Source organism: Streptomyces sp. NPDC045899 (assembly GCF_056431485.1).
Window position 1 is genome coordinate 1 of sequence record NZ_JBWKKP010000029.1, and the last position, 23,968, is coordinate 23,968.

The 23,968-nt window shown below is 71.6% G+C and carries 25 protein-coding genes; 17 read left to right on the plus strand and 8 right to left on the minus strand.

Annotated features, from left to right (window positions below):
- From AC07FT_RS31150 to AC07FT_RS31185, 8 genes are all read left to right on the plus strand, one after another.
- Positions 1 to 656: DNA-directed RNA polymerase subunit alpha (locus AC07FT_RS31150; protein WP_479179326.1), on the plus strand; the 656-nt coding region annotated here is incomplete at its 5' end.
- Between the two features lie 78 nt (positions 657 to 734).
- Positions 735 to 1,250, plus strand: a complete 516-nt coding sequence (gene rplQ / locus AC07FT_RS31155) for a 50S ribosomal protein L17 (RefSeq protein WP_471203489.1) — start codon at positions 735 to 737, stop codon at positions 1,248 to 1,250.
- Between the two features lie 124 nt (positions 1,251 to 1,374).
- The gene (gene truA / locus AC07FT_RS31160) at positions 1,375 to 2,247 is read left to right on the plus strand and encodes a tRNA pseudouridine(38-40) synthase TruA (RefSeq protein ID WP_471203488.1); all 873 of its coding nucleotides are present in this window, start codon (positions 1,375 to 1,377) and stop codon (positions 2,245 to 2,247) included.
- 203 nt (positions 2,248 to 2,450) lie between these two features.
- Positions 2,451 to 3,329 (plus strand): STAS domain-containing protein, encoded by an 879-nt coding sequence (locus AC07FT_RS31165; protein ID WP_479179327.1) that lies wholly within the window; start codon positions 2,451 to 2,453, stop codon positions 3,327 to 3,329.
- On the plus strand, positions 3,326 to 3,736 hold the full coding sequence (locus AC07FT_RS31170) for an STAS domain-containing protein (RefSeq protein ID WP_432011010.1): 411 nt from the start codon (positions 3,326 to 3,328) through the stop codon (positions 3,734 to 3,736). Before AC07FT_RS31165 ends, AC07FT_RS31170 begins: the two co-directional genes overlap by 4 nt.
- A gap of 25 nt (positions 3,737 to 3,761) precedes the next feature.
- Complete coding sequence (locus AC07FT_RS31175) at positions 3,762 to 4,193, plus strand: ATP-binding protein (protein WP_471203501.1); 432 nt, start codon at positions 3,762 to 3,764, stop codon at positions 4,191 to 4,193.
- Positions 4,190 to 5,215 carry a SpoIIE family protein phosphatase gene (locus AC07FT_RS31180; RefSeq protein WP_479179329.1) on the plus strand — a complete coding sequence of 342 codons (1,026 nt, stop codon included), beginning with the start codon at positions 4,190 to 4,192 and terminating at the stop codon, positions 5,213 to 5,215. The genes AC07FT_RS31175 and AC07FT_RS31180 overlap by 4 nt, the downstream gene beginning before the upstream one ends.
- Entirely contained in the window at positions 5,212 to 6,480 is a 1,269-nt protein-coding gene (locus AC07FT_RS31185; RefSeq protein ID WP_471203483.1) for a PP2C family protein-serine/threonine phosphatase, read from the plus strand. The genes AC07FT_RS31180 and AC07FT_RS31185 overlap by 4 nt, the downstream gene beginning before the upstream one ends.
- Before the next feature lie 30 nt (positions 6,481 to 6,510).
- On the opposite strand, the gene AC07FT_RS31190 is transcribed toward AC07FT_RS31185, so the two are convergent.
- The 3 genes from AC07FT_RS31190 to AC07FT_RS31200 all read right to left on the minus strand — a co-directional run bounded on the left by AC07FT_RS31190 (position 6,511) and on the right by AC07FT_RS31200 (position 9,366).
- Positions 6,511 to 7,158 (minus strand): hypothetical protein, encoded by a 648-nt coding sequence (locus AC07FT_RS31190; protein ID WP_471203481.1) that lies wholly within the window; start codon positions 7,156 to 7,158, stop codon positions 6,511 to 6,513.
- Positions 7,159 to 7,264: 106 nt separating this feature from the next.
- Positions 7,265 to 7,480 carry a hypothetical protein gene (locus tag AC07FT_RS31195; RefSeq protein ID WP_479179331.1) on the minus strand — a complete coding sequence of 72 codons (216 nt, stop codon included), beginning with the start codon at positions 7,478 to 7,480 and terminating at the stop codon, positions 7,265 to 7,267.
- On the minus strand, positions 7,432 to 9,366 hold the full coding sequence (locus AC07FT_RS31200; protein WP_479179332.1) for a glycosyltransferase: 1,935 nt from the start codon (positions 9,364 to 9,366) through the stop codon (positions 7,432 to 7,434). Before AC07FT_RS31200 ends, AC07FT_RS31195 begins: the two co-directional genes overlap by 49 nt.
- A 291-nt stretch (positions 9,367 to 9,657) precedes the next feature.
- On the opposite strand from AC07FT_RS31200, the gene AC07FT_RS31205 reads away from it, so the two are divergent.
- Entirely contained in the window at positions 9,658 to 10,389 is a 732-nt protein-coding gene (locus AC07FT_RS31205; protein WP_479179334.1) for a hypothetical protein, read from the plus strand.
- Between the two features lie 59 nt (positions 10,390 to 10,448).
- Here the strand turns inward: AC07FT_RS31205 and AC07FT_RS31210 are convergent, their stop codons facing one another.
- Positions 10,449 to 11,300 carry a hypothetical protein gene (locus AC07FT_RS31210; protein WP_471203475.1) on the minus strand — a complete coding sequence of 284 codons (852 nt, stop codon included), beginning with the start codon at positions 11,298 to 11,300 and terminating at the stop codon, positions 10,449 to 10,451.
- Between the two features lie 71 nt (positions 11,301 to 11,371).
- On the opposite strand from AC07FT_RS31210, the gene AC07FT_RS31215 reads away from it, so the two are divergent.
- The 4 genes from AC07FT_RS31215 (at position 11,372) to glmM (ending at position 15,767) form a co-directional block, all read left to right on the plus strand.
- Positions 11,372 to 12,991 (plus strand): ABC-F family ATP-binding cassette domain-containing protein, encoded by a 1,620-nt coding sequence (locus AC07FT_RS31215; protein ID WP_479179336.1) that lies wholly within the window; start codon positions 11,372 to 11,374, stop codon positions 12,989 to 12,991.
- Between the two features lie 276 nt (positions 12,992 to 13,267).
- Positions 13,268 to 13,711: a 50S ribosomal protein L13 gene (rplM, locus tag AC07FT_RS31220; RefSeq protein WP_479179337.1), complete on the plus strand. Its 444-nt coding sequence runs from the start codon at positions 13,268 to 13,270 to the stop codon at positions 13,709 to 13,711.
- Positions 13,712 to 13,752: 41 nt separating this feature from the next.
- Positions 13,753 to 14,256 (plus strand): 30S ribosomal protein S9, encoded by a 504-nt coding sequence (gene rpsI / locus AC07FT_RS31225; protein ID WP_254743824.1) that lies wholly within the window; start codon positions 13,753 to 13,755, stop codon positions 14,254 to 14,256.
- Positions 14,257 to 14,408: 152 nt separating this feature from the next.
- Positions 14,409 to 15,767, plus strand: coding sequence for a phosphoglucosamine mutase (gene glmM / locus AC07FT_RS31230; RefSeq protein WP_479179339.1), 1,359 nt, complete (start codon positions 14,409 to 14,411; stop codon positions 15,765 to 15,767).
- Between the two features lie 78 nt (positions 15,768 to 15,845).
- On the opposite strand, the gene AC07FT_RS31235 is transcribed toward glmM, so the two are convergent.
- From AC07FT_RS31235 to AC07FT_RS31245, 3 genes are read right to left on the minus strand one after another with little or no spacing between them, the layout of a single operon-like run.
- Entirely contained in the window at positions 15,846 to 16,787 is a 942-nt protein-coding gene (locus AC07FT_RS31235; protein WP_479179341.1) for a DUF389 domain-containing protein, read from the minus strand.
- A gap of 11 nt (positions 16,788 to 16,798) precedes the next feature.
- Positions 16,799 to 17,806, minus strand: coding sequence for a type I pantothenate kinase (coaA, locus tag AC07FT_RS31240; RefSeq protein WP_479179343.1), 1,008 nt, complete (start codon positions 17,804 to 17,806; stop codon positions 16,799 to 16,801).
- A 57-nt stretch (positions 17,807 to 17,863) separates the two neighbouring features.
- A complete protein-coding gene (locus tag AC07FT_RS31245; RefSeq protein WP_479179344.1) occupies positions 17,864 to 18,466 on the minus strand; it encodes a hypothetical protein in 603 nt (200 codons plus the stop codon).
- A 288-nt stretch (positions 18,467 to 18,754) separates the two neighbouring features.
- Here AC07FT_RS31245 and glmS point away from each other — a divergent pair, with 288 nt between their 5' ends.
- Both glmS and AC07FT_RS31255 read left to right on the plus strand, forming a co-directional pair.
- Positions 18,755 to 20,602 (plus strand): glutamine--fructose-6-phosphate transaminase (isomerizing), encoded by a 1,848-nt coding sequence (gene glmS / locus AC07FT_RS31250; RefSeq protein ID WP_471203462.1) that lies wholly within the window; start codon positions 18,755 to 18,757, stop codon positions 20,600 to 20,602.
- Positions 20,603 to 20,612: 10 nt separating this feature from the next.
- Complete coding sequence (locus tag AC07FT_RS31255; RefSeq protein WP_431775496.1) at positions 20,613 to 20,981, plus strand: holo-ACP synthase; 369 nt, start codon at positions 20,613 to 20,615, stop codon at positions 20,979 to 20,981.
- 30 nt (positions 20,982 to 21,011) lie between these two features.
- On the opposite strand, the gene bla is transcribed toward AC07FT_RS31255, so the two are convergent.
- The gene (bla, locus tag AC07FT_RS31260) at positions 21,012 to 21,944 is read right to left on the minus strand and encodes a class A beta-lactamase (protein ID WP_479179345.1); all 933 of its coding nucleotides are present in this window, start codon (positions 21,942 to 21,944) and stop codon (positions 21,012 to 21,014) included.
- A 162-nt stretch (positions 21,945 to 22,106) separates the two neighbouring features.
- Here bla and AC07FT_RS31265 point away from each other — a divergent pair, with 162 nt between their 5' ends.
- Positions 22,107 to 23,000 (plus strand): LysR family transcriptional regulator, encoded by an 894-nt coding sequence (locus AC07FT_RS31265; protein ID WP_479179347.1) that lies wholly within the window; start codon positions 22,107 to 22,109, stop codon positions 22,998 to 23,000.
- Positions 22,997 to 23,896 (plus strand): serine hydrolase, encoded by a 900-nt coding sequence (locus AC07FT_RS31270; protein ID WP_471203456.1) that lies wholly within the window; start codon positions 22,997 to 22,999, stop codon positions 23,894 to 23,896. The genes AC07FT_RS31265 and AC07FT_RS31270 overlap by 4 nt, the downstream gene beginning before the upstream one ends.
- Positions 23,897 to 23,968 lie beyond the last annotated feature (72 nt).

Consider the following 23,968-nt stretch of genomic DNA (forward strand, 5'->3'; position numbering starts at 1 on the left):
TGGTCCTGGCCACGCTGAACGGCAAGGGCAAGCTGGAGATGGAGCTGACCGTCGAGCGCGGTCGCGGCTATGTCTCCGCCGTCCAGAACAAGCAGGTCGGCCAGGAGATCGGCCGGATCCCGGTCGACTCGATCTACTCGCCGGTCCTCAAGGTCACCTACAAGGTCGAGGCGACCCGAGTCGAGCAGCGCACCGACTTCGACAAGCTGATCGTCGACGTCGAGACCAAGCAGGCCATGCGCCCGCGCGACGCCATGGCGTCGGCCGGTAAGACCCTGGTCGAGCTGTTCGGCCTGGCCCGCGAGCTGAACGTGGACGCCGAGGGCATCGACATGGGCCCGTCCCCGACGGACGCCGCCCTGGCCGCCGATCTGGCGCTGCCGATCGAGGAGCTCGAGCTCACGGTCCGCTCGTACAACTGCCTCAAGCGTGAAGGCATCCACTCGGTGGGCGAGCTGGTGGCCCGTTCCGAGGCGGACCTGCTGGACATCCGCAACTTCGGTGCCAAGTCGATCGACGAGGTCAAGGCGAAGCTGGCCGGTATGGGCCTGGCGCTCAAGGACAGCCCGCCCGGATTCGACCCGACCGCCGCCGCGGACGCCTTCGGGGCGGACGACGACGCGGACGCCGGTTTCGTGGAGACCGAGCAGTACTGAAACCTCCGGCGGGCGCACGCTCGTCGGTAACTGACACCGGTACCTGATACGGCCGGTGCAGACACCTAGGAGAAACACATGCCGAAGCCCACCAAGGGCGCCCGTCTGGGCGGCAGCGCTGCGCACGAGCGGCTCATGCTGGCGAACCTCGCCACCGCGCTGTTCGAGCACGGCCGGATCACCACCACCGAGGCGAAGGCCCGCCGCCTGCGCCCGGTCGCGGAGAAGCTGGTCACCAAGGCGAAGAAGGGCGACCTTCACAACCGCCGTCTGGTGCTCCAGTCCATCCGTGACAAGAGCGTTGTGCACACCCTCTTCACCGAGATCGCGCCGCGCTACGAGAACCGGCCGGGTGGCTACACCCGTATCACCAAGATCGGCAACCGTCGTGGCGACAACGCCCCGATGGCGGTCATCGAGCTGGTCGAGGCGCTGACCGTGCAGCAGGAGGCTGTCGGCGAGGCCGAGGCCGCCGCCAAGCGTTCCGCCAAGGACGTCGCCGGTGACCAGGCTGTCGCGGACCTGAAGAAGGACGAGGCTCCCGCCGAGGCGGAGGCCACCGAGGCCCCCGCCGAGGAGTCGAAGGACGCCTGAGCCCACTCCCCGCGCGAGCGGGGGTGAGCCGGACGCCCGAGCCGTCTGACGGCCGCACGGACGGGCCCGCCCCACCACAGGGGCGGGCCCTTCCGCATGTCCCGCGTGATCGAGAGGAACTGTGGTGAGTGACGAGGCGGCTCCCGGCTTCGTACGGGTCCGGCTGGACCTGAGCTACGACGGCGCGGACTTCTCGGGCTGGGCGAAGCAGCGCGAGCGGCGCACCGTACAGGGCGAACTGGAGACCGCGCTGCGCACGGTGACCCGTTCGTCCGAGACCTATGAGCTGACCGTCGCGGGCCGTACCGACGCGGGGGTGCACGCCCGTGGTCAGGTGGCCCACGTCGATCTGCCGGAGCCGTTGTGGGCCGAGCACCGGGACAAGCTGCTGCGCCGGCTGGCCGGACGGCTGCCGCACGATGTGCGGGTGTGGCGCGTCGCCGAGGCACCCGCCGGTTTCAACGCCCGCTTCTCCGCGATCTGGCGCCGCTACGCCTACCGCGTCAGCGATCACCCCGGTGGTGTCGATCCGCTGCTGCGCGGCCATGTGCTCTGGCATGACTGGCCGCTGGACGTGGACGCGATGAACGCCGCCTCGACACGGCTGCTGGGCGAACACGACTTCGCCGCCTACTGCAAGCGCCGCGACGGCGCGACCACCATCCGCACCCTCCAGCGGCTGAGCTGGGAGCGCGGTCCGGACGGTGTGATCACCGCCACGGTGCGGGCCGACGCCTTCTGCCACAACATGGTCCGTTCCCTGGTCGGTGCCCTGCTCTTCGTGGGCGACGGCCACCGTCCCGCGGACTGGCCCGGCCGGGTGCTGGCCGCGGGGGTGCGGGACTCCGCCGTCCATGTCGTCCGGCCGCACGGACTGACCCTGGAAGAGGTCGGATACCCTGCCGACGACCAACTCGCCGCCCGTAACCGGGCGTCCCGCAACAAGCGGAGCCTCCCGGGTGCCACCGCGGTGGACCTGGCCGCGGGGTGCTGCTGATTCCCGTTCCGCCCCGGCAGGTGTGAGGTGCGCGCACACGGGTACTCGGCGCCGCGCATGGTGTCAGGAGTTGACTGGAACGCGGCGGAAGGCGGCGGTATGGGGACGGCGGGAGGGACGGGCATCGTCTTCCGGGGCATCTGGAAGATCGATAATATTTGCCGTCCGACAACAGAACGAAGGCTGGCGCGAAAGGGATGCGCGTGACTACCAGTGAGGCCGCCGTACGGGAACGCCTGACCAGGGCGCTGCGTGAGCGGGACGCGGAAATCGCCGACCGCTGGGTGGAGTTGCAGCTGGAGCAGGCGCTGCTGGGGACGGACATCAGCGAGGCGGAACTCCGCGAGGAGGCCGACGCGTTGATCGACGCGCTGGTCCCGGGTCTGGAGAGCGGTGTGCCGGTGGACCGGGTGGTCACCTCCCACACCGGGCTGCATGAAGCGGTGGTGCGGCTGTCGATGCGCCGCGCGCGCGGCGGGGCCACTCCGACGGTGACCTCGCTCGCGGTGCTCGCGCTCAAGGAGGCGCTGCTCAAGGCGGTGCAGCGGGAGACCCGGGACGCGGAGGAGCTGTTCGCGTCGGCGGTGTTCATCAACCGGCTGCTGGACGTGGCCGGAGCGCTGTCTTTCGAGACCTATGTCGAGGGCCGCGAGGACATCATCCGGCGGCAGAGCCAGCAGTTGATGGAGCTGTCCACCCCGGTGGTGCGGCTGTGGCGGCAGGTGCTGGCGGTTCCGCTGATCGGCACCCTGGACACCGCCCGCACACAGGTGGTGATGGAGAACCTGCTCCAGGCCATACAGGACCATGAGGCCCTGGTCGCGATCGTGGACATCACGGGTGTGCCCACGGTGGACACCGCGGTCGCGCAGCACCTGATGCAGACGGTCAACGCGGTGCGGCTGATGGGCGCGGACTGTGTGATCAGCGGCGTCCGTCCGTCGATCGCGCAGACCATCGCCCAGCTCGGGATCGATCTGTCCGCCATCCTGACCCGCGCGACGCTGGCCGACGCGCTGGCGGCCGCCATCAAGCTGATCGACGGTCCGGGACCCGACGGGGACGAGGGAGAGAGCCGGTGACCGCGCCACGCCTCGCGGGCGTGCCGATCCTGCGGCTGGGTGACGTCCTGGTCACCGGGTTGCTCAACGAGCTGGACGACGGCGCCGCCGTCGCCTTCACCGAGGAGCTGACCGAACGGATCTCGGCTTCCAGCGCCCGCGGTGTGCTCATCGACATCTCACGGCTCGAGATCATCGACTCCTTCGTGGCGCGCACCCTGATGGAACTGACCACCGTGGCGAGGCTGCTGGGCGCCCGGGTGATCGTGGCGGGGATGCGTCCGCCGGTGGCCATCACTCTGGTCGAGCTGGGTATCGAACTGGTCGGCGTGGAGACCGCCCTCAACGCCGAGCAGGGGCTGGCCGCGCTGGGGTGGCGGCAGGCGCCCGATCCCGTGGAAGGAACCCGACGTGGCGCCGGCCGGTGAGTCCGCCCTGGCGTCGTGGGTGACGATGGTCCCCACGTCCGCGGAGGAGCGCGCGAGCGCACCGGCCGCCCATGTGGTGCGCACCGAGGAGGACCTGCTGACGGTGCGGCACGCGGTGCGCGCGGCCACGGTGGAGGTCGGCTTCGGGCTGGTGGACCAGACCCGGGTGGTCACCGCCGCCAGTGAGCTCGCCCGTAACGCGTACGTCCACGGCGGCGGAGGCACCGTCACCATCGAGTATCCGCGGCGGCCCGGTGCCCGTGGGCTGCGGTTGGTGGTCAAGGACGACGGACCGGGAATCGCGGACCTGGACGCGGCGCTCACGGACGGCTTCACCACCGGTTCCGGTCTGGGCCACGGCCTGGGCGGGGCCCGGCGGCTGATGGACGAGTTCACGGTGCAGACCACGCCCGGCGGGGGCACCGTGGTGACCGCCACCCGCTGGACGGCCCGTTGAGCCGCACCGGCCCACCGCATACCGCCACCGTGCGGGTCGACCACCACAGCGCGGTGCACCTGGCCGCGGCGACCGCGCGGGAGGTGGCGCGGGAGCGCGGGCTGCCGGGTGCGCTGCCCGACCAGGCTGCCGTGATCGCGTCGGAGCTGGCGAGCAATCTGGACAAGCACGCCAGCGACGGCACGCTCTACATACAGCCGACCCCGCTGGGCACCGGGGTGGAGATCCTGGCCGCCGACCGCGGCCCGGGGATGGCGGAGCTGGAGCGCTGTCTGGCCGATGGCTACACCACCGCCGGGACGCTGGGCGTGGGGCTGGGCGCGGTGAGCCGGCTGGCCACCCACTTCACCATCCGCACCGGGACCGGCAGCGGCGGCGGGACCTGGGCGTGCGCCCGGCTGACCCCGCCGGGCGAACGCGAGGACGGGCTCCAGGACGTGGGTTCGGTGTGCCTGGCGGTGGAGGGCGAGGAGGACTGCGGTGACGCGCGGGCCGTCGTCCAGGTCGGTGAGACCCGCACCGCCGCCGTCGTGGACGGACTGGGGCACGGTCCGCAGGCGGCCGAGGCGGCCCGGGCAGCGCTGCGGTCCTTCCTCGGCGACCCCGGTCTGCCGCTGCCCGAGCTGCTCACCGCCATGAACCGGGTACTGCGGCGCACCCGCGGGGCGGCCGTCGGGCTGCTGCGGCTGGGTCCGCGGGGCGCGGAGTACTGCGGTATCGGCAACGTCCGCGCGCTGACCGTGACCCACGAGGGCGTGCGGCACCGGCTGACCGGGCAGCCCGGGGTGGTCGGCTGGAGCATGCCGCCGCCGCGCGCCCACGGCTTCCCGGTGCCGCCGGGCGCCACCGTGGTGCTGTACAGCGACGGTATCGACTGCCGGTGGGCGCGGGACCCGTCGCCGTCCCTGCTGCGCCTCCCGCCGTCGCTGCTGTCCGCGGCACTCGCCCACGGGCACCGACGGCTGCGGGACGACGCGACCGTCCTGGCGACCAGATCTCCCCACACACCGAGGCTTCCATGACCACCCGGACCGCTGGATGCGCCACCAAGGCGGAGCTGAGCCGGGCCATACGACGGATGGCCCGTGACCACGGCCTGGACCCCGTGCTGCGGGGGCGGCTGGTGCTGTCCGCGTCCGAGATCGCGGCGGAGGCCGTACGGACGGCCGAGGGCACCAGCGTGACCTGGTCGTTCGAACCGGACCGGAATGCGCGGGGCAGCGGGCTCGGCCTGCTCACCGTGACCCTGCGCACGGCCCGGCCCCCGGCCCCGCGGTCGGTGACCGAGCTGCCGCTGCCCGCCGACGCGGTGCACGGTCTGGACGTGGTGTGGCGGCTGCCCGCCCGCGCGGCGGGTTCCGCGTCCCAGAGCCATGGCTCCACCGGCGGCTCCGTCAACGGCAGTGGTCCGGCCGACGACGCGGCGCTGGCCGATGAGGAGCTGCGGGCGGTGATGGCCCGCGCCGACGCGCTCACCGCCGAGCACCGCAGGCTGAAGGACGAACTGGAGGAGACCAACAGCGGGGTTCTCGCGCTCTACGTCCAGCTCGACGAGCGCGATGAGCAGTTGCGCACCGCCCACGGCCAGACCCTGCGCGAACTCGAGGACGCGCTGCGGCCGGCCCCGCTGGCGGTCGAGGGGCTCGAACTGGCCGTGCACTACGCGCCCGCGGGGACCGACGCCCCCACCGGCGGGGATCTCTACGACTGGTTCGTGCTGCCCGACGGCACGGTCCACATCACCGTCGTGGACGCCCTGGGACACGGGGTGACCAGTACGCGCAGCGCGCTCAACGTCACCCACGCGGTGCGCACCCTGGCGCTGGAGGGTCATCACCTCCAGTCGATCGTGGCGCGGACCGACGAGATCCTGCTGCCCTTCGACCGCAATGTGATGGCCACCGTGCTGCTGGTACGGGTGAATCCGGCGACCGGGGAGCTACGGGTGGCCAACGGCAGCCATCCTCCCGCGCTGATGCTGCGGGAGGACGGAGCAGCCGAATATCTTGAGGCCCGGGGCCGCGGTATCGGCTTTCCGCTGCCCGGGAGCGACCGGCTGGTCAGTGACCGGCTGGCGCCGGGGGATCTGCTGCTGCTCTACACCGACGGGCTGACCGAGAGCCGCCGTGACCCGATCGAGGGTGAGAAGCGGCTGGTCGAGGCGGCGCGGAGCCATCGGGGCCGTCCGACGGAGGAGATCCCCGGCGCGGTCGCCGGGGATATGCACACCGTGATCCTCCATCCGGACGACACCCTCGCGCTGGCCGTCCGGCTCACCGGCGGCTGATCACCCGATCGGCCGCCGACGGCCGGGTGATCACCGGGCCGGGCCCAGCCGCTGCCCCGGGATCCGGCCGGAACGGTGACCGCCCCGGTTCTGCTGCGGCAGCACCGGTCGCAGCGAGGGGTGACGGCGGCGCGGACCCTTGTCATGGGGCTGGGCGCGGACCAGCTCCTCGAACAGGACGCGGGCGGAGACCAGGACCTCACGCATCCGCTCCGTGTCGACCTGTCCGTCGCCGCGCGTCCGCGCGGCCATCAGGTGGAGCTGTCGGTAGGCGTCGACAACATAGGCGTGACGGACGGAGATCGCGTCCATCTGCTCCTCGTGGGACCCGGAGTCGTAACCGCGCTCGACGGCCAATTCACCCAGCAGCCGGTCGGCTTCCCGCACCGCGTGGGCGGGGGCGTCGACGAAGTGCTCCTGAAGGCCCGCCCACCGGGCCGCGTACTGCTCGCGGGCCTCGGGTGACAGACGCTGTATCGGCAGATCGCCGTAGTGCCGTACCCGCTCGCTCAGCTCCCACTGCGCGGCTTTCTCATCGCCGTTGTGCCGGGAGACGGCCCGGTCGTACTCGGGGCCGAACCGGTTCATGAGTCCACTGCGGCCGCTTTGGCGGACCGCCGGGGCGAACACCAGCGCAGCCATGGCCCCCAGGGCCGCCACCAGGATGACGAGCGTCATTGTTGACATCGTTATGCCTTTCGCAGAGGTCTCCTCGCTCGAGGCTGATATCACCGAGTGTTACCGGCACCGTCCGCGCCAAACACACTCCGTTCGGTTCGGGTGCTCAATTCACCGTGGTGGGGCATGCGATGGCCAGGTCCCCGGTCCGGGTGAGGTACGGGCGTACCCCGTGGGTGACCGGGTAGAGGTCGGTCCGGTCGCGATCGAGGATGTCGCCGATGACCCGGCCGAGGGGGATCGGGACGGTGGAGTCCGGGGACTTACGCAGCGTCAGCTCCCATGTCGCGGATCCGTCGCGGCCGTCGCGGGCGGCGTGCACGCGCTCGTAGGGCAGGGTGAAGCGGAACCGTCCGCGGTCCAGGACGGTGATGTCGGCGGACAGGGCGCGGCAGCGGCCGCGGGGGGCGGCGACGGCCCGTGGCGCGGAACCGGCACCGAAGAGCACTCGTGCAGGGTGCCTTCGACGGTGAGTGCGCCGTCCCCGGTATGGATCTCGCGGGCTTCGGCGTGCGCGGGGCGGTGCCAGGCGCGCAGCGAGAGATGGCCGTCGACGGTCCGGTAGGGGATCCACCAGCTGAACGGCGAACCGGGCAGCGGGTCGAGGCCGAGCAGTCCGCGCCCTTCGGCGTACCGGCCGAGGACGCGTCGGCGGACGCCGTCGGAGGGGCGTACGACGTGCAGGTCCCAGCGGCCCTCGGCGAGATCGAGGACGGCGCGGTCGAGGGTGGCCGTCCACGGGTCGGCGGGCACGGCCGGGGGGTGGAGCGGCATCCGGACCGGTTCCGCGCCGTCGCCGTCGCCGCGGCGGGTGAGGGTCAGACCGAGTCCGGCGCCGTGGACGCCTTCGGGCCCGATCCGAAACAGGAACCGTCCGTCGGGGGTGACCCGGCAGTCGGCGACGGGGCGCAGGGGTTTGCGGATCAGTGCCTTGACCGCGCCCTTGAGGGAGACCAGCGGGGTGCCCGCCGCGCGTCCGGAGCCCGTCGCACCGGGCAGGAAGGCGCCGGTGACATGCCGGGTGGGGGCGACGGCGGGGGCGGGGGCGCCGCGGGCGGCACGGAGTTCGGCGAACAGTTCCTCGTACGCGGCCGCCACCCGCTCCGGTGCGTAGCGCCGCGCGGACTCACGGGCCGCGGCGGCCATGGTGCGGCGCAGCGCACCGTCCTCGATCAGGGTGAGCAGTCCCCGGGCGATACCGTCGGCGTCCCCGGGCGGGACCAGCAGACCGTCCCGGCCGTCGGTGATGATCTCGCCCGGTCCGTGCGGGCAGTCGGTGGCGACGACGGGCACTCCGCAGTGCATGGCCTCCACGATGGTCATCCCGAAGGATTCCTCGCGCGAGGTGACGGCGGCGACCGCGCCCTTGGCCCATTCGGTCTCGATGGGGGAGTGGGCGCCCATGAGGGTGATCCGCCCGGCCAGCCCGAGGGCGTCGATCCGGCGGCGCAGCGCGGGCTGTTGCGGGCCCCGGCCGTAGATCCGCAGGCGCCAGTCGGGGTGTTCGGCCGCGACCGTGGCCCAGGCGTCGACCAGCAGGTCGTAGCGTTTGACGGGGATCAGCCGGCCGGCGGCCACGACCAGCCGGGCCCGGCCGTCGGAGGGTTCGACCCCGGTCGCGGGCACCGCGTTGGGCAGTGCGGTCAGCCGGGTGGGGATCCCGGGCAGCCGGGCGCGGTGGGTGGCGGCGTCGGCCTCGGAGACGGCGGTGTGCGCGTCGAGCCGGGCGATGGCGGTGTCGCAGGCGGCGCGGATCTCGGCCCGGTGGGTGCCGTAGAGCCGGTGCTCCTGGCCGATCCGCAGATAGCGGCCCTCCCGCCCGAGTTCGGCGAGGCAGATGACGAGACCGGGGCGGGTGGCGATGACCACGTCCGCGTCGGTGTCGCGGAGATGGGCGGCGATGCGCTCGTCGGTGAGGGCGTTGAAGTTGACCGTGCCCCTCGCCTCGGCCTCGGGCACATGGGCGCTGGGCCGCTCCAGCAGCGGGTGCCCGAGATCGGTGGACCGGCCCTCGGCGGCGGGGCGTTGGTCGGTCAGGGGTCTGAGCCGGACGGCCGGGTGGAGGGGGAGGCTCGGGGTGTCGACGGTGCGGATCACGGAGACGATCTCCACGCGGTGCCGGGCGGCGAGCGCCCCGGCCACGTTGAAGGTCGACCGGATGGTGCCGCCGATCCCGTAGGCGTTGTGCAGCAGAAAAGAAATCTTCATGGTGCCGGCCGCGCGGCGGTCCCACCGCCGCGACGGCGCCCCCTTTCCGGCTGGGCCCGGTGGTCGGTCGGTAAGACCGTTGCGGGCCGGAAAAGTTGCTTTTGCCTGGGGTGAAGGGGCGTCCGCCACACCGCGGGCGCGGTGTACAACCGTCGGGCCCGCCGGGGGGTCCGCGCAGGAGGTGGCGATACCGGATCGTGAGCGAAATCCCTTGGTGTGCCGTGCCCGTCCGTTGTTGGATGACCTCTGAAACACAGGGTGGGGCGTCAATCAAGAATGGACAAAATCGTGATGAAGTCTGGTACGCGCGTTGCTGTCGCGGCGGCGGCTGTGGTCGCTGCCCTCGGTCTGGTGACCGGGTGCGGTGGCAGCGACAGCGGCGATGACAAGGCCAAGGGGGGCGGCGCCAAGGACGACGCGTCCACGGCGGGCAAGCAGTTGTCCGCGGCCGAGCTGGACAAGGCCGCCGTGACCAAGGCCGACCTCAAGGGCTTCGAGTTCCAGAAGATGTCGGAGAAGGAGATCTCCGACGGTGGCGCGGCCAAGGCCGCGCAGTCCGAATGCCAGCCGATCGCCGCGCTGATGGGGGCCTCCTTCGACCCCGCGCCCAAGGAAACCGTCTTCCGCACCTACGCCCAGTCCAAGGGCGGGAAGCTGGGCGGCTCCGGCATGATCCGGCTCTCCTCCTACGCGGACGGTGACGCCGAGCGCACCATCAAGGACCTGCGCGCCGCGGTGTCGGCCTGCCAGGACGGGTTCGGGGCCAAGGACGGCTCCGGGAAGAAGTCCGACGTCGCCAAGGTGACGCCGCTGGACGACCCCGGGCAGGGCGATGAGTCGCTCGCCTTCAGCCTGGTCGACGCGAGCAAGGAGAAGGCCGTGGTGAAGTTCAACGTGGCGCGCACCGGTCCCCAGCTCAGCGTGTTCTTCGGGGTGAACCTGATGTCCCCCAGCGCGTCCGATGTCCCGGCCGAGCTGGTGAAGGCGCAGGTCGCCAAGATCGCCAAGGCGAGCGCCTCCTGACCCGCGCCCGCTGAGTCCCACCCGCTGACCCGCGCCCCCCGTCCGGGGCGGCGCGGGCGTCAGCCGGTGGTGGCCGAGGCCTCCGCCGACGCCTGGGCGTTGCCCCGGGCCAGGATGCGGCGGAACGCGTAGTCCGCGAGATCCCGGCCGGCGCGCAGCGCCTTGGTGTCCGACTCGGTCACGGACTTGCCCGAGGTGTAGCCGGAGATCGTGAAGTAGGCGTACCGGCCGATGGCGTTGGTGGACCTGCGGCACACCGGGCCGTGACAGAAGTTCACCCCGCCCCCGTTCAGGGCCGCGACCCCGCCCTCGGCCTGCTTCTTGGCCTTCTCCGCCGCGCCCTTGGTGTCGAAGACGGCGATGCCGACGGTGACCGCGACCCCGTCCCGGGTGTAGGTCGCGCGGAAGACCTTGCGGCAGCCGTTGCCGTTCAGCGCGGTGGCGAGCCCGGCCTGGGCCACCGAGGAACAGCTGGAGGTGGCGGAGGTCGCCGCCCTCGGATAGCTCCGACCCTGGACGACGGCCTTCTTGTCCGGGAAGAGGGTCCCCGCGCCGAGCGGTGCCTTGTCCCGCTTGGCGCTGGAGATGATGTCCAGCGGCTTCGGCGGCGCCGGCGGGGCCACATCGGAGAAGGTGGGCTCCGGGGTCGGCGTACCGCTCGGCAGATCCGGCGGGGTGGGCAGATGGCTCGCCGATCCGTCGGACCGCGAACCCTTGTCGTCGCCGCTGGTCACCGCTATGGCCACGATCGCCGCCACGGCGCCGGTCGCGAGCAGTCCGCCACCGGCCAGCAGCCATTTGCGGCGTCTGCCGCGTGCGGCGGTGTCATCCGCCAGCGCGTTCCAGTCCGGTGTCGGTGGCTGAGGCGCCCCACCCCCGGGCCCGTACGGTCCCCCTTGCCCAAAGCTCATGGCGCGCATCTTAATCCGCCCAGCTCATAAACCGGTTGGCCCGCCGAGGGGGGTGCGGTCACAATCCGGGCATGGGACATCTGGAAGCGGCACACCTGGAGTACTACCTGCCCGATGGCCGGGTGCTGCTGGGGGATGTGTCCTTCCGGGTCGGGGAGGGCGCCGCGGTGGCGCTCGTCGGGGCCAACGGCGCGGGCAAGACCACCCTGCTCCGGCTGATCGCCGGAGAGCTCCAGCCGCACGGCGGCTCCGTGACGGCCAGCGGCGGCCTCGGGGTGATGCCCCAGTTCGTGGGATCGGTCCGGGATGAGCGCACCGTGCGCGACCTGCTGGTCTCCGTCGCCCGCCCTCGCGTCCGGCAGGCGGCGAAGGCCGTGGACGACGCCGAGTACGCGATCATGACGCGGGACGACGAGCCCGCCCAGATGGCGTACGCCCAGGCGCTCAGCGACTGGGCCGAGGCCGGTGGCTACGAGATCGAGACGATGTGGGACATGTGCACCGCCGCCGCGCTCGGCGTCCCCTACGAACGCGCCCAGTGGCGCGAGGTGCGCACCCTCTCCGGCGGTGAGCAGAAACGCCTGGTCCTGGAGTCGCTGCTGCGCGGCAACGACGAGGTGCTGCTGCTGGACGAGCCGGACAACTACCTGGACGTCCCCGGTAAGCGCTGGCTGGAGGAGCGGCTGCGGGAGACCAAGAAGACCGTGCTGTTCGTCTCCCACGACCGGGAGCTGCTGGCCCGCGCCGCAGAGAAGATCATCAGCGTGGAACCGGGTCCGGCGGGCAGCGACGTCTGGGTGCACGGCGGCGGCTTCGGCACCTACCACGCGGCACGCAAGGAGCGGTTCGCCCGTTTCGAGGAGCTGCGCCGCCGCTGGGACGAGGAGCACGCCAAGCTGCGCCGGCTGATGCTCACCTTCAAGCAGAAGGCGGCGTACAACTCGGACATGGCCGGGCGCTACCAGGCGGCCAGGACCCGGCTGCGGAAGTTCGAGGAGGCGGGCCCGCCGCAGGAGCCGCCGCGCGAGCAGGACATCCGCATGCGGCTGAAGGGCGGCCGCACCGGGGTGCGCGCCGTCACCTGCCGGGGGCTGGAGCTCACCGGGCTGATGCACCCCTTCGACCTGGAGGTCTTCTACGGCGAGCGGGTCGCGGTGCTCGGCAGCAACGGCTCCGGGAAGTCCCACTTCCTGCGGCTGCTGGCGGGGGAGGACGTGGCGCACACCGGGGAGTGGAAGCTGGGCGCCCGCGTCGTCCCCGGCCACTTCGCCCAGACCCATGCCCACCCCGAGCTGGCCGGGCGCACCCTGGTGGACTTCCTGTGGACCGAGCACGCCCGGGACCGGGGCGCCGCGATGAGCGCGCTGCGCCGCTATGAGCTGGAGCGCCAGGGCGACCAGCCCTTCGACAAGCTCTCCGGCGGCCAGCAGGCGCGGTTCCAGATCCTGCTGCTGGAGCTGGCCGGGACCACCGCGCTGCTGCTGGACGAGCCGACGGACAATCTGGACCTGGAGAGCGCGGAGGCGCTCCAGGAGGGGCTGGAGCGGTATGACGGCACCGTGCTGTCCGTCACGCACGACCGCTGGTTCGCCCGCTCCTTCGACCGCTTCCTGGTCTTCGGCGCGGACGGACGGGTCCGCGAGGTGTCGGAGCCGGTCTGGGACGAGGCCCGGGTGGCGCGTAAGCGCTGAGTGGCCGTGGTGTGCCCGAGTGGAACCGGGGGTGTTTTGACCCGTCCGGGGGCGGGCCGGTATTCTGCCTGTTCGTTATGCGTATTGGCTTGCTCGTTCTCACGTGAGAGGCCGTTACGCCGGTTCATCGGGCCGATGACCAGCGGCAAGCACCCGGTTGCGTCACCGAGGTGCGGCCATGGCTGTCGTGATCGTCCGGGTGGCCTTGTAAGGACCCGTCCCCTCAGTCCTAGCGGACCTGGGGAGACCCCACACTGAGAAGCGAAGGCTACGACCGTGCGTACGTACAGCCCCAAGCCCGGCGACGTCCAGCGTCAGTGGTACGTCATCGACGCCGCCGACGTCGTTCTGGGCCGCCTGGCCTCCCAGGCTGCCACCCTCCTGCGAGGCAAGCACAAGCCCGTGTATGCACCGCATGTCGACACTGGTGACTTCGTCATCATCATCAACGCCGACAAGGTGCACCTCTCCGGCAACAAGCGGACCCAGAAGATGGCGTACCGCCACTCGGGCTACCCGGGTGGTCTGCGCTCCGTCCGTTACGACGAGCTGCTGGAGAAGAACCCGGAGAAGGCCGTCGAGAAGGCCATCAAGGGCATGCTCCCCAAGAACACCCTGGGCCGTCAGATGCTCTCGAAGCTGAAGGTGTACTCGGGTGACCAGCACCCGCACGCCGCTCAGCAGCCGGTCCCGTTCGAGATCACCCAGGTCGCGCAGTAGTCCCGGCCATCCCCTAAGACGAAAAGAATCTGAGGAGCATCGTGGCCGAGACCACCGCCGAGACCCCCGTCGAGGTCGAGGAGTACACCACCGAGAGCGTCGAGACGGTCGAGTCGGAGTACACCTCCGAGTCGCTCGCCTCCCGCTTCGGTGACCCGCAGCCGGCCGCCGGTACCGGGCGCCGCAAGAACGCCGTGGCGCGCGTCCGCATCGTGCCGGGCAGCGGGAAGTGGAAGATCAACGGTCGTACCCTTGAGGAGTACTTCCCCAACAAGGTGCACCAGCAGGAAGTCAACGAGCCCTTCAAGGTGCTCGAACTGGACGACCGCTACGACGTCATCGCCCGTATCTCGGGTGGCGGCGTCTCCGGTCAGGCCGGTGCGCTGCGCCTGGGCATCGCCCGCGCGCTGAACGAGGCGGACGTGGACAACAACCGCGGCCCGCTGAAGAAGGCCGGCTTCCTGACCCGTGACGACCGCGCCACCGAGCGTAAGAAGGCCGGTCTGAAGAAGGCCCGCAAGGCGCCGCAGTACAGCAAGCGCTAATCCGCCCGAGCCCATCGGCCCAGCGGATTCGCTGTTCATTCGAACGCCCCGGCGGCACCACCCGTGCCCCGGGGCGTTCGGCTATCGCCACCAGGGGGCGTATACCTACAGGCAAGCTCCTGCCCCCCAGCTCGTAATCTCGGAGGACACCAGTGGGACGACTCTTCGGTACGGATGGTGTGCGCGGTGTCGCGAACGCCGACCTGACGGCTGAGATGGCACTCGGTCTGTCGGTCGCGGCGGCGCATGTGCTCGCCGAAGCGGGAACCTTCGAGGGACACCGGCCGGTGGCGGTGGTCGGGCGGGATCCGCGCGCGTCCGGGGAGTTCCTGGAGGCCGCCGTGGTGGCGGGGCTGGCCAGCGCGGGCGTGGACGTCCTGCGGGTGGGCGTGCTGCCGACGCCCGCGGTCGCCCATCTCACCCGTGCGCTCGACGCGGACCTCGGCGTGATGCTCTCCGCCAGCCACAACCCGATGCCCGACAACGGCATCAAGTTCTTCGCCCGTGGCGGCCACAAACTGGCCGATGAGCTGGAGGACCGGATCGAGAGCACCTACCGGTCCCACGCCTCCGGCGAGCCGTGGGACCGGCCGACCGGCTCCGGGGTGGGCCGGGTCCGCGACTACGAGGAGGGCTTCGACAACTACGTGGCCCACCTGGTCGGCGTCCTGCCCAACCGGCTCGACGGGATCAAGGTCGTCATCGACGGTGCCCACGGCGCCGCCTCCCGGGTCTCCCCGGAGGCGTTCGCCCAGGCCGGGGCCGAGGTCGTCACCATCGGTGCCGAACCGGACGGCCTCAACATCAACGACGGTCATGGCTCCACCCACCTGGCGAAACTCCAGGCCGCCGTGGCCGAGCACCGCGCCGACCTCGGGGTCGCCCACGACGGTGACGCCGACCGCTGCCTCGCCGTGGACGCCACCGGCCGTGAGGTCGACGGCGACCAGATCCTCGCCGTCCTCGCCCTCGCCATGCGCGAGGCGGGCACCCTGCGCCACGACACGGTGGTCGGCACCGTGATGTCGAACCTCGGCTTCAAGCTGGCCATGGGGCGGGAGGGGCTCCAGCTCGTCCAGACGGCGGTCGGCGACCGCTATGTGCTGGAGGAGATGAAGCGCCATGACTACGCGCTCGGCGGTGAGCAGTCCGGCCATGTGATCGTCCTGGACCACGCCACGACCGGCGACGGCACCCTGACCGGTCTGCTGCTGGCCGCCCGGGTCGCTGCCACCGGCCGCACCCTGGCCGACCTGGCGGGCGTCATGGAGCGGCTGCCGCAGGTGCTGATCAACGTCCCGGACGTGGACAAGTCCCGCGTCGCCTCCAGCGGCGACCTCGCCGCCGCGGTCGCCGAGGCCGAGCGCGAGCTCGGCGAGACCGGCCGGGTGCTGCTGCGTCCCTCCGGCACCGAGCCGCTGGTCCGCGTGATGGTCGAGGCCGCCGACATCGACCAGGCCCGCTCGGTGGCGGGCCGGCTGGCCGACGCCGTGAAGTCGGCCCTCGGCTAGTCCCACCACCGCAGACCCCGGAGGGGCCGCCCGTTCACGGGCGGCCCCTCCGCGCGTTCCGCTCCCGGACCCCCGCGGCTACCCGCGGCGCGGGGTCCGCCGGTGCTGTCTGCCCCACAGCGCCTTCTGCACCAGCAGCGTCAGCGTGCCCGCCGCGACGATCCCCGCCAGGTTCACCAGCAGCTGCTCGCTGGAGCCCACCATCTGGTCGATGTCTCCGTAACCCAGTGCCACCGCCGCGTTGGCCGCCGCCGGGACCGTGGTCACCGAGATCGCCACCCCCACCAGCGCCCCCGACTTCGCCGAGGTCAGCGAGAGCGTTCCGGCGATGCCCGCGAGCACGGCCACCACGAGCGAGAACAGGTCCGGTTTCCAGATGAAGTCGGTGTTCGGGCGGTCGCCCTCCAGCATCTCCTGGCCGAACAGCCCGACCGCGTCCATCGCCATGCTGAACGCCGTGGTGAGCGCCATCGCCGCCGCGAATCCCACCAGCAGCGCGGTCGCCGAGCGCATGGCCAGCCGTGGAGCGCGCTGGACCAGCGCCGTGCACACCCCGGCCAGCGGGCCGAACTCCGGACCGACCGCCATCGCGCCCACGATCAGGATCGCGTTGTCCAGCACCACACCACAGGCCGCGATCATCGTCGCCAGGACGAGGAAGGCGAGATACGTCACGGAGAGCGTGGACTCCTCGTGGGTGGCCTCCGCGAGCTGTTCCCACACCACCGCGTCCGCACCCTCGCCCGGCGCCTCCTCCTCGGCGGCGTCGGCGCGCCTGGACAGCGACAGGTCGATGTTCTCGGCGGTGATCGCCCCGTCCTCGTCGAGCCCCAGCCCGCGCAGCGCGTCGATCAGCGGATCGGCCGCCTCCCGCGCCACGTCGCACATCACGAGGTCCCCCGCGGGTTCGCGCGCGGCGCCGGGCAGCACCACCAGATGGGTGGTGCCGACGGTGTCCGCCACGGTGCGCACCACCGTGTCGGTGCGGTCGGCCGGGACGATCAGCCGCAGATGCAGCACGAGCGGGCTCCTCAGAGTTTGCGCAGGGACAGCCGCTGCACCTTGTGGTCGGGCCCCTTGCGGAGGACGAGCGTGGCACGCCCCCGGGTGGGCTGCACGTTCTGCTGGAGGTTGGGCTTGTTGATGGTCCGCCAGATCATCCGGCCGTAGTCCAGCGCCTCCTCCTCGGAGACCTGGGTGTACTTGCGGAAGTACGAGGACGGATCCTGGAACGCGGTTTCGCGCAGCTTCCGGAAGCGGCCGAGATACCACTTCTCGATGTCATCGGTGCGGGCGTCCACGTACACGCTGAAGTCGAAGAAGTCGGCGAGCCCGACCCGGGTCCGGCCGTCCGTCCCCGGCAGCGCCGGTTGCAGCACATTGAGCCCCTCGACGATCAGGATGTCGGGGCGGTGCACGGTCAGCCGCTCGTCCGGGACGATGTCGTAGATCAGGTGCGAGTAGACCGGCGCCGTGACCTCCGCCTTGCCCGCCTTCACATCGGCGACGAAGCGGGTCAGCGCCCGGCGGTCGTACGACTCGGGGAACCCCTTGCGGGACATCAGCCCGCGCCGGTGCAGCTCGTCGTTGGGGTAGAGGAAGCCGTCGGTGGTGATCAGCTCCACCCGCGGATGCTCCGGCCAGCGGGCCAGCAGTGCCTGGAGCAGCCGCGCGGTGGTGGACTTTCCGACCGCGACACTGCCCGCCACCCCGATGACGAACGGGGTGCCGGGCTGGGTGCCGCTGCCCTTCTTGGTGTCGCCGAGGAAGGTGTTGAGCGCGCCGCGCAGCCGTCCGGTGGCCGCGACGTAGAGGTTGAGCAGCCGGGAGAGCGGCAGGTAGACGTCCCGCACCTCGTCGAGGTCGATGACGTCGCCCAGCCCCCGCAGCCGTTCGACCTCCTCGGCGGTCAGCGGCAGCGGTGTCTTGTCCCGCAGCGCGCTCCACTCCGAGCGCGAGAGATCCACGTACGGGCTGGCCTCGCTCCGCCGCTGCGGTGCGCGCACGGTGCGCGCTTCGCGCGCGGTTGACGTGATCACACCTTCATTGTCGGGGCTGGGCCCGGAACTGTGGGGCGGGAGGGGGCGTGGGGTCGGTCACCCCGGCTGGGCCCCGGTGGTCTTCGGCGGCGTGACGGTCACGGGGGTGCCGTGGTCGGTGAAGTCGATGGCGACGTCGGTGCTCGTACCGTCCAGTATCGACGTCAGTTCGATCCGTTCGACGCACCCGTCCTCGGTCACGTTGACATGTGCCCATACCGGGTAGTCCCCGATGGCCGGGCGGGCCCGTTCGAGCACCGCGCGACTCCTCCGGTCGAGACGGCGCGCCGCGGTGTCGAAGTCGAGCCAGCCCGCGTAGCTGTACGCGCGGTGCGGGGGGTACCCCGTCAGACCCCCATAGGAGACCTTCCGCAGTTGGGAGATCTGCTCCAGCACGTACTCGGGGTCGTTCAGCGGGGCCGTCAGCGGGGCGTGTGCCTTGGCTTCGGCACGGTCGGTGACACTCCAGGTGCCCCGGGGGTGACCCGGCACGGGCGACATAAAGACCTTTCCCTCGCTGAAAGTCTCTTTCCGGCGGCCGGTGCCCGGCAGGGCGACCGACAGTTCGCCCCGGTCGCGGGCGAAGTCGAACGGGCCCTTGATGGTGAGGATGCTCTCCTCGGTGCCACGGCGGACCGTGATGGTCTCCTCGACGCGCACACTGGTCCGCCGGGTCCTGGCAACGGCCTCGCGGAGGCGCTCACCAGGTCTTCTTGGTGGCCTTCGCCTTCCCGGTGGCTCTGCCACCCTTGGCCGTTTCCTTCTCGGACGTATCGCACCCGGTGCCTAACGCGAGCAGCACGACAAGCATCGATAAGGTGATTCGCCTCACTATTCCCCCCAGGAAGATGAGATGACGGCCTCCGGCCGCATCCGGGCATTATGCACGGCGCCCATGATGCGCGGGCCGTCGTCCGTCCCCGTGAGGGCGGGCCGTACGCTGCCTCCATGTGCGGAATCGTTGGTTATGTGGGAGGGCAGTCCGCCCTCGATGTCGTCCTGGCCGGTCTCAAGCGGCTGGAGTACCGCGGCTATGACTCGGCCGGGGTGGCCGTGCTCGCCGACGGCGGGCTGGCCTCCGCCAAGAAGGCGGGCAAGCTCGCCAACCTGGAGAAGGAGCTGGCCGACCGCCCGCTGCCCAGCGGCGGCACCGGCATCGGTCATACGCGGTGGGCGACGCACGGCGGGCCGACCGACGCCAATGCCCATCCGCACCTGGACAACGCGGGCCGGGTCTCCGTCGTCCACAACGGCATCATCGAGAACTTCGCGGTGCTGCGCGCCGAGTTGGCCGAGCGCGGCCATGAGCTCATCTCGGAGACCGACACCGAGGTCGTGGCGCATCTGCTCGCCGAGTCCTTCTCCTCCTGCAATGACCTGGCCGAGTCGATGCGCCAGGTGTGCCGCCGGCTGGAGGGCGCCTTCACCCTGGTCGCGGTGCACGCGGACGCGCCCGGCGTGGTGGTCGGGGCGCGCCGGAACTCGCCGCTGGTGGTCGGGGTCGGCGAGGACGAGGCGTTCCTCGCCTCCGATGTGGCCGCGTTCATCGCGCACACCCGCGAGGCCATCGAACTGGGCCAGGACCAGGTGGTCGAGGCCCGCCGGGAGGGCGTGACGGTCACCGACTTCGACGGCGCGCCCGCCGAGGTCCGTCCGTTCCACGTGGACTGGGACGCCTCCGCCGCCGAGAAGGGCGGCTACGACTACTTCATGCTCAAGGAGATCGCCGAGCAGCCGAAGGCGGTCGCGGACACCCTGCTCGGCCGGATCGACCTCTCCGGCAGCCTCTGCCTGGACGAGGTGCGGATCCCCGCGTCCGTGCTGCGCGAGGTCAGCAAGGTCGTGATCGTCGCGTGCGGCACCGCCTACCACGCCGGCATGATCGCGAAGTACGCCATCGAGCACTGGACACGGATCCCCTGCGAGACGGAGCTGGCGAGCGAGTTCCGCTACCGGGACCCGATCCTGGACCAGCGCACCCTGGTGATCGCCATCTCGCAGTCCGGCGAGACCATGGACACCCTGATGGCGCTGCGGCACGCCCGTGAGCAGGGCGCCAAGGTGCTGGCGATCTGCAACACCAACGGGTCGACGATTCCGCGCGAGTCCGACGCGGTGCTCTACACCCACGCCGGGCCCGAGGTCGCGGTCGCCTCGACCAAGGCGTTCCTCACCCAGCTGGTGGCCTGCTACCTGGTGGCGCTGTACCTGGGGCAGGTGCGCGGCACCAAGTGGGGCGACGAGATCCTCTCGGTGATCCGCGAGCTGTCGGAGATCGCCACCCAGGTGGAAGAGGTCCTGGAGACGATGGAGCCGGTCCGTGAGCTGGCCCGGTCCCTCGCCGACAAGAACACGGTGCTCTTCCTCGGGCGCCATGTGGGCTTCCCGGTGGCGCTGGAGGGCGCGCTCAAGCTCAAGGAACTGGCGTATATGCACGCCGAGGGCTTCGCGGCCGGTGAGCTGAAGCACGGTCCGATCGCGCTGATCGAGCAGGATGTGCCCGTGGTCGTCGTGGTGCCGTCGCCGCGCGGGCGCTCGGTGCTGCACGACAAGATCGTCTCCAATATCCAGGAGATCCGGGCGCGCGGTGCCCGCACGATCGTGATCGCCGAGCGCGGGGACGAGGCGGTGGCGCCCTACGCCGACCACCTGATCGAGATCCCGCAGACCCCGACCCTGCTCCAGCCGCTGGTGGCCACCGTGCCGCTCCAGGTCTTCGCCTGTGAGCTGGCGACCGCGCGCGGCAACGAGGTCGACCAGCCGCGCAACCTGGCCAAGTCGGTGACCGTCGAGTGATCGTGATCCCGTGATCATCGGTGTCGGTATCGACGTGGCCGAGATCGACCGTTTCGCCGATGCCCTGCGGCGTACCCCGGGGCTGGCGGAACGGCTGTTCGTGGCGGACGAGCTGACGCTGCCGAGCGGCGAGCGGCGCGGGATCGCGTCGCTCGCCGCCCGGTTCGCGGCCAAGGAGGCGCTGGCCAAGGCGCTGGGCGCGCCGGGCGGGCTGCGCTGGACGGACGCCGAGGTGGTGACCGAGGACTCCGGCCGTCCGCGGCTGACCGTCCGCGGTACGGTCGCGGCGCGCGCGGCGGAGCTGGGCGTCCGCGGCTGGCATGTCTCGCTGAGCCATGACGCGGGAGTGGCCTCCGCGGTGGTGATCGCCGAGGGATGACCGGGGTCTCCCGGACGGGGCCGGTGGCCGCTACCCCAGGGTGTCGGCCACCACCCCGGCCGCCCGGGCCAGCAGCTTGTCGTCGGGCTCGGCGTCCTTCGCGGTGCGGTTCGTCATGATCGCCACGACGATGGGGGCCGCGTCCGGCCGCCACACCACCGCGATGTCGTTGCGGGAGCCGTAGGTGCTGCCGGTGCCGGTCTTGTCGCCGACCGTCCATGTCTTCGGCACGCCCGCCCGGATGGTCGTCGCGCCCGTGGTGTTCTTCCGCAGCCAGGTGGTGAGCTGCGCGCGTTCGGGCCCGTCGAGCGTGTCACCGAGGACGAAGGCGCGCAGGTCCTTGGCGAACGCCCGGGGGGTGGTGGTGTCCCGGGTGTCCTTCGGGTCCCAGTCGTTGAGCTCCGGTTCGCGCCGCACCATCCGGGTGGTGTGATCGCCCATCCTCTCCAGCGCGGCGTCGAGGGCCTCGGGGCCGCCGAGTTCGGCGAGGATCAGATTGGCCGCGGTGTTGTCGCTGTAGCGGACGGCGGCGTCGCACAGCTCGCCCAGGGTCATCCCGGTGCCGGTGTGCTTCTCGGTGATCGGGGAGTAGGCGGCCAGATCGTCCTTGGTGTACCTGATCTTCTTGTCCATGCCCTTGAGCGAACGCTCGCGCAGGACGGTACCGGCGGCCATGGCCTTGAACGTGGAGGCGAAGGGGAAGCGCGAACCGTCGTGGTACGCCACCTCACGTCCGGTCCCGGTGTCGACGGCGTAGACGCCAAGACGCGCGTCGAACGCCTTCTCCAGCTTCTTGAACTCATCGGTGGACGCGCGGGCGGCGGCGGGCGCGGCCGCCGTTGCGGATGCGCTCCCCTTGGAGGAGGACTCCGGGGAGTCGTCCTGGCCGCAGGCGGCGAGCGGCATGAGCACGAGGGTGGCGAGCGCACCGCGCAGGGCGCGTCGGGAGCGGGTCTGGCGCATGGTCCGGGACCTCCTGAACGGCCCCGTCGGACGGGGCACACGGGGGGTGGAACGACGGGTATGGCGTCCTGACCACCCTCGCCGCCTGCGGCTATGCGGTCCAATACGCTTCTGGGCGGTTCCATGAGGAAATGGCATGACAGTCCCTCTAGAGTGGGAGCCGTGGATCTGGTGGGAGCGTGCCGTGCCTTCGTGAGCGTGAGCGAACGCGGGAGTTTCACCGTCGGGGCCGCGGCCGCCCGGATGTCCCAGCCGGTGGCCAGCCGTCGTATCGCCGCGCTGGAGGCGGACCTCGGCGAGCCGCTGTTCGAGCGCACCTCGCGGCGGGCGGTCCTCACCCCGTTCGGCCGGGAGCTGCTCCCGGCGGCCCGGCAGCTCGTGCAGGCCGCCGATGTACTGCGGCACGAGGCGGAGGCCGCCAAGCGCAAGCCGTGGCGGCTGGCGATGCCCGGTATCTGCTCCACCGTCGACCTCGCCCGGCTGGTGGCCGACGCGCGCGGCCACGGGATCACCCTCGACCTCCGGGTCGCGCCGCCGGACCGGCGGGCTGAGCTGGTCCGCTCCCAGCAGGTGCGGGCCGCCCTGCTGCCGGTGCCGCCGGACGAGGCGCTGTGGTCGGTGCCGCTCGGGCTGGCCGGATCGGGGGACCCCGGGGTCAGACGCGTCTATCTGGAGACCCTGCGGATGGGCCGGGGTGCCCCCGGACCGCCCCGCCGGATCCGGATCCAGCCGGAGGACGACGTTCCGCACATCCGCGATCCGCTGACCCGGCTGCGGGACGCGGTCGGGCTGCGCCCCGCCCAGCTGGTGGTCGCCGATGACCTCACCTCCGCCGCGGCGGACGTGCTGTGCTCCGACGACCTGCTGCTGTGCTCACCCGCCCAGGCCCGGGAACTCACCCTGCACTGGCGGCCGATCGGCGAGCTCGCGCTCACCCGGGGCTACGCCGTCACCGCCGCGGCGTCCGGTAACCCCCGGCACGTCCAGGACCGTCTTGGCGACGCGCTGGCGCGTTGTCTGGGCGCCGCGCCGTCCACCGAGGGAGTCGTGGCATGACCGAGGCGCTGCTGCGCGAGATGCGCGGACAGCTGCGCGACGGCGGTCTGCGCGGCTATCTGCTGGTGCGGGACCTGGGCACCGGTGAGGAACTGGGCATCGAACCGGACGCCCAACTGCCGTCCGCCTCCCTGGTGAAGGTCCCGCTCGCGCTGGCCACGGCCGAGCGCGTCCGGCGTGGTGACCTCGACGGGGCGGCACCGGTGGAGGTGCGGCCCGGCCGGATCACCACTCCCGGTCCGACCGGGCTGAGCCGGTTCCGCCACCCCGCCCGGATCGCCGTCGACGACCTGGTCTATCTGAGCACCTGCGTCAGCGACGGAACGGCCGCCGACGCGCTGTTCGAACTCACCCCGCCCGAGCATGTGGCCCGGATCCTCCAGGAGCTCGGACTGCACGGCATCACCGTCCGGCACACCATGCGGGAGCTGTCCGACACCCCCGAGGAGCGGTTCGACGGCGCACAGGCCCATCTCGCCCACGCGCTCGCCATCGACGCGGGGACCTCCGGCCGCGGTCACCGGGTGCCGCAGCTCGACACCACCCGCGCCAACACCGGCAGCGCCCGCGCCTGGGCCGATCTGCTCCAGGCGCTGTGGACGCCGTCCGCGGTCCACCCGGAGGTGGCCACGCGGGTGCGCGGTCTGATGGCCCACAACCTGATGCGGCACCGCCTCGCGCCGGACTTCGGCTCGGACGCCACCACCTGGTCCTCCAAGACCGGCACCCTGCTCAACCTCCGCCATGAGATCGGCGTGGTCGAGCACGCCGACGGCCAGAGCTTCGCCGTCGCCGTACTGACCGAATCCGTGGTGCCCGCCAGCCGCCAGCCCGGTGCCGAGGCCCTGATGTCCCATGTCGCCCGGACCCTGCGGGACCACCTCCGACAGCTCTGACCGCCGTCGGGCGGGAACCGCCCGGGCCCATCGCGTTCTCTCCCCTCAGGGATCCGGACGAGACGGGGGAAA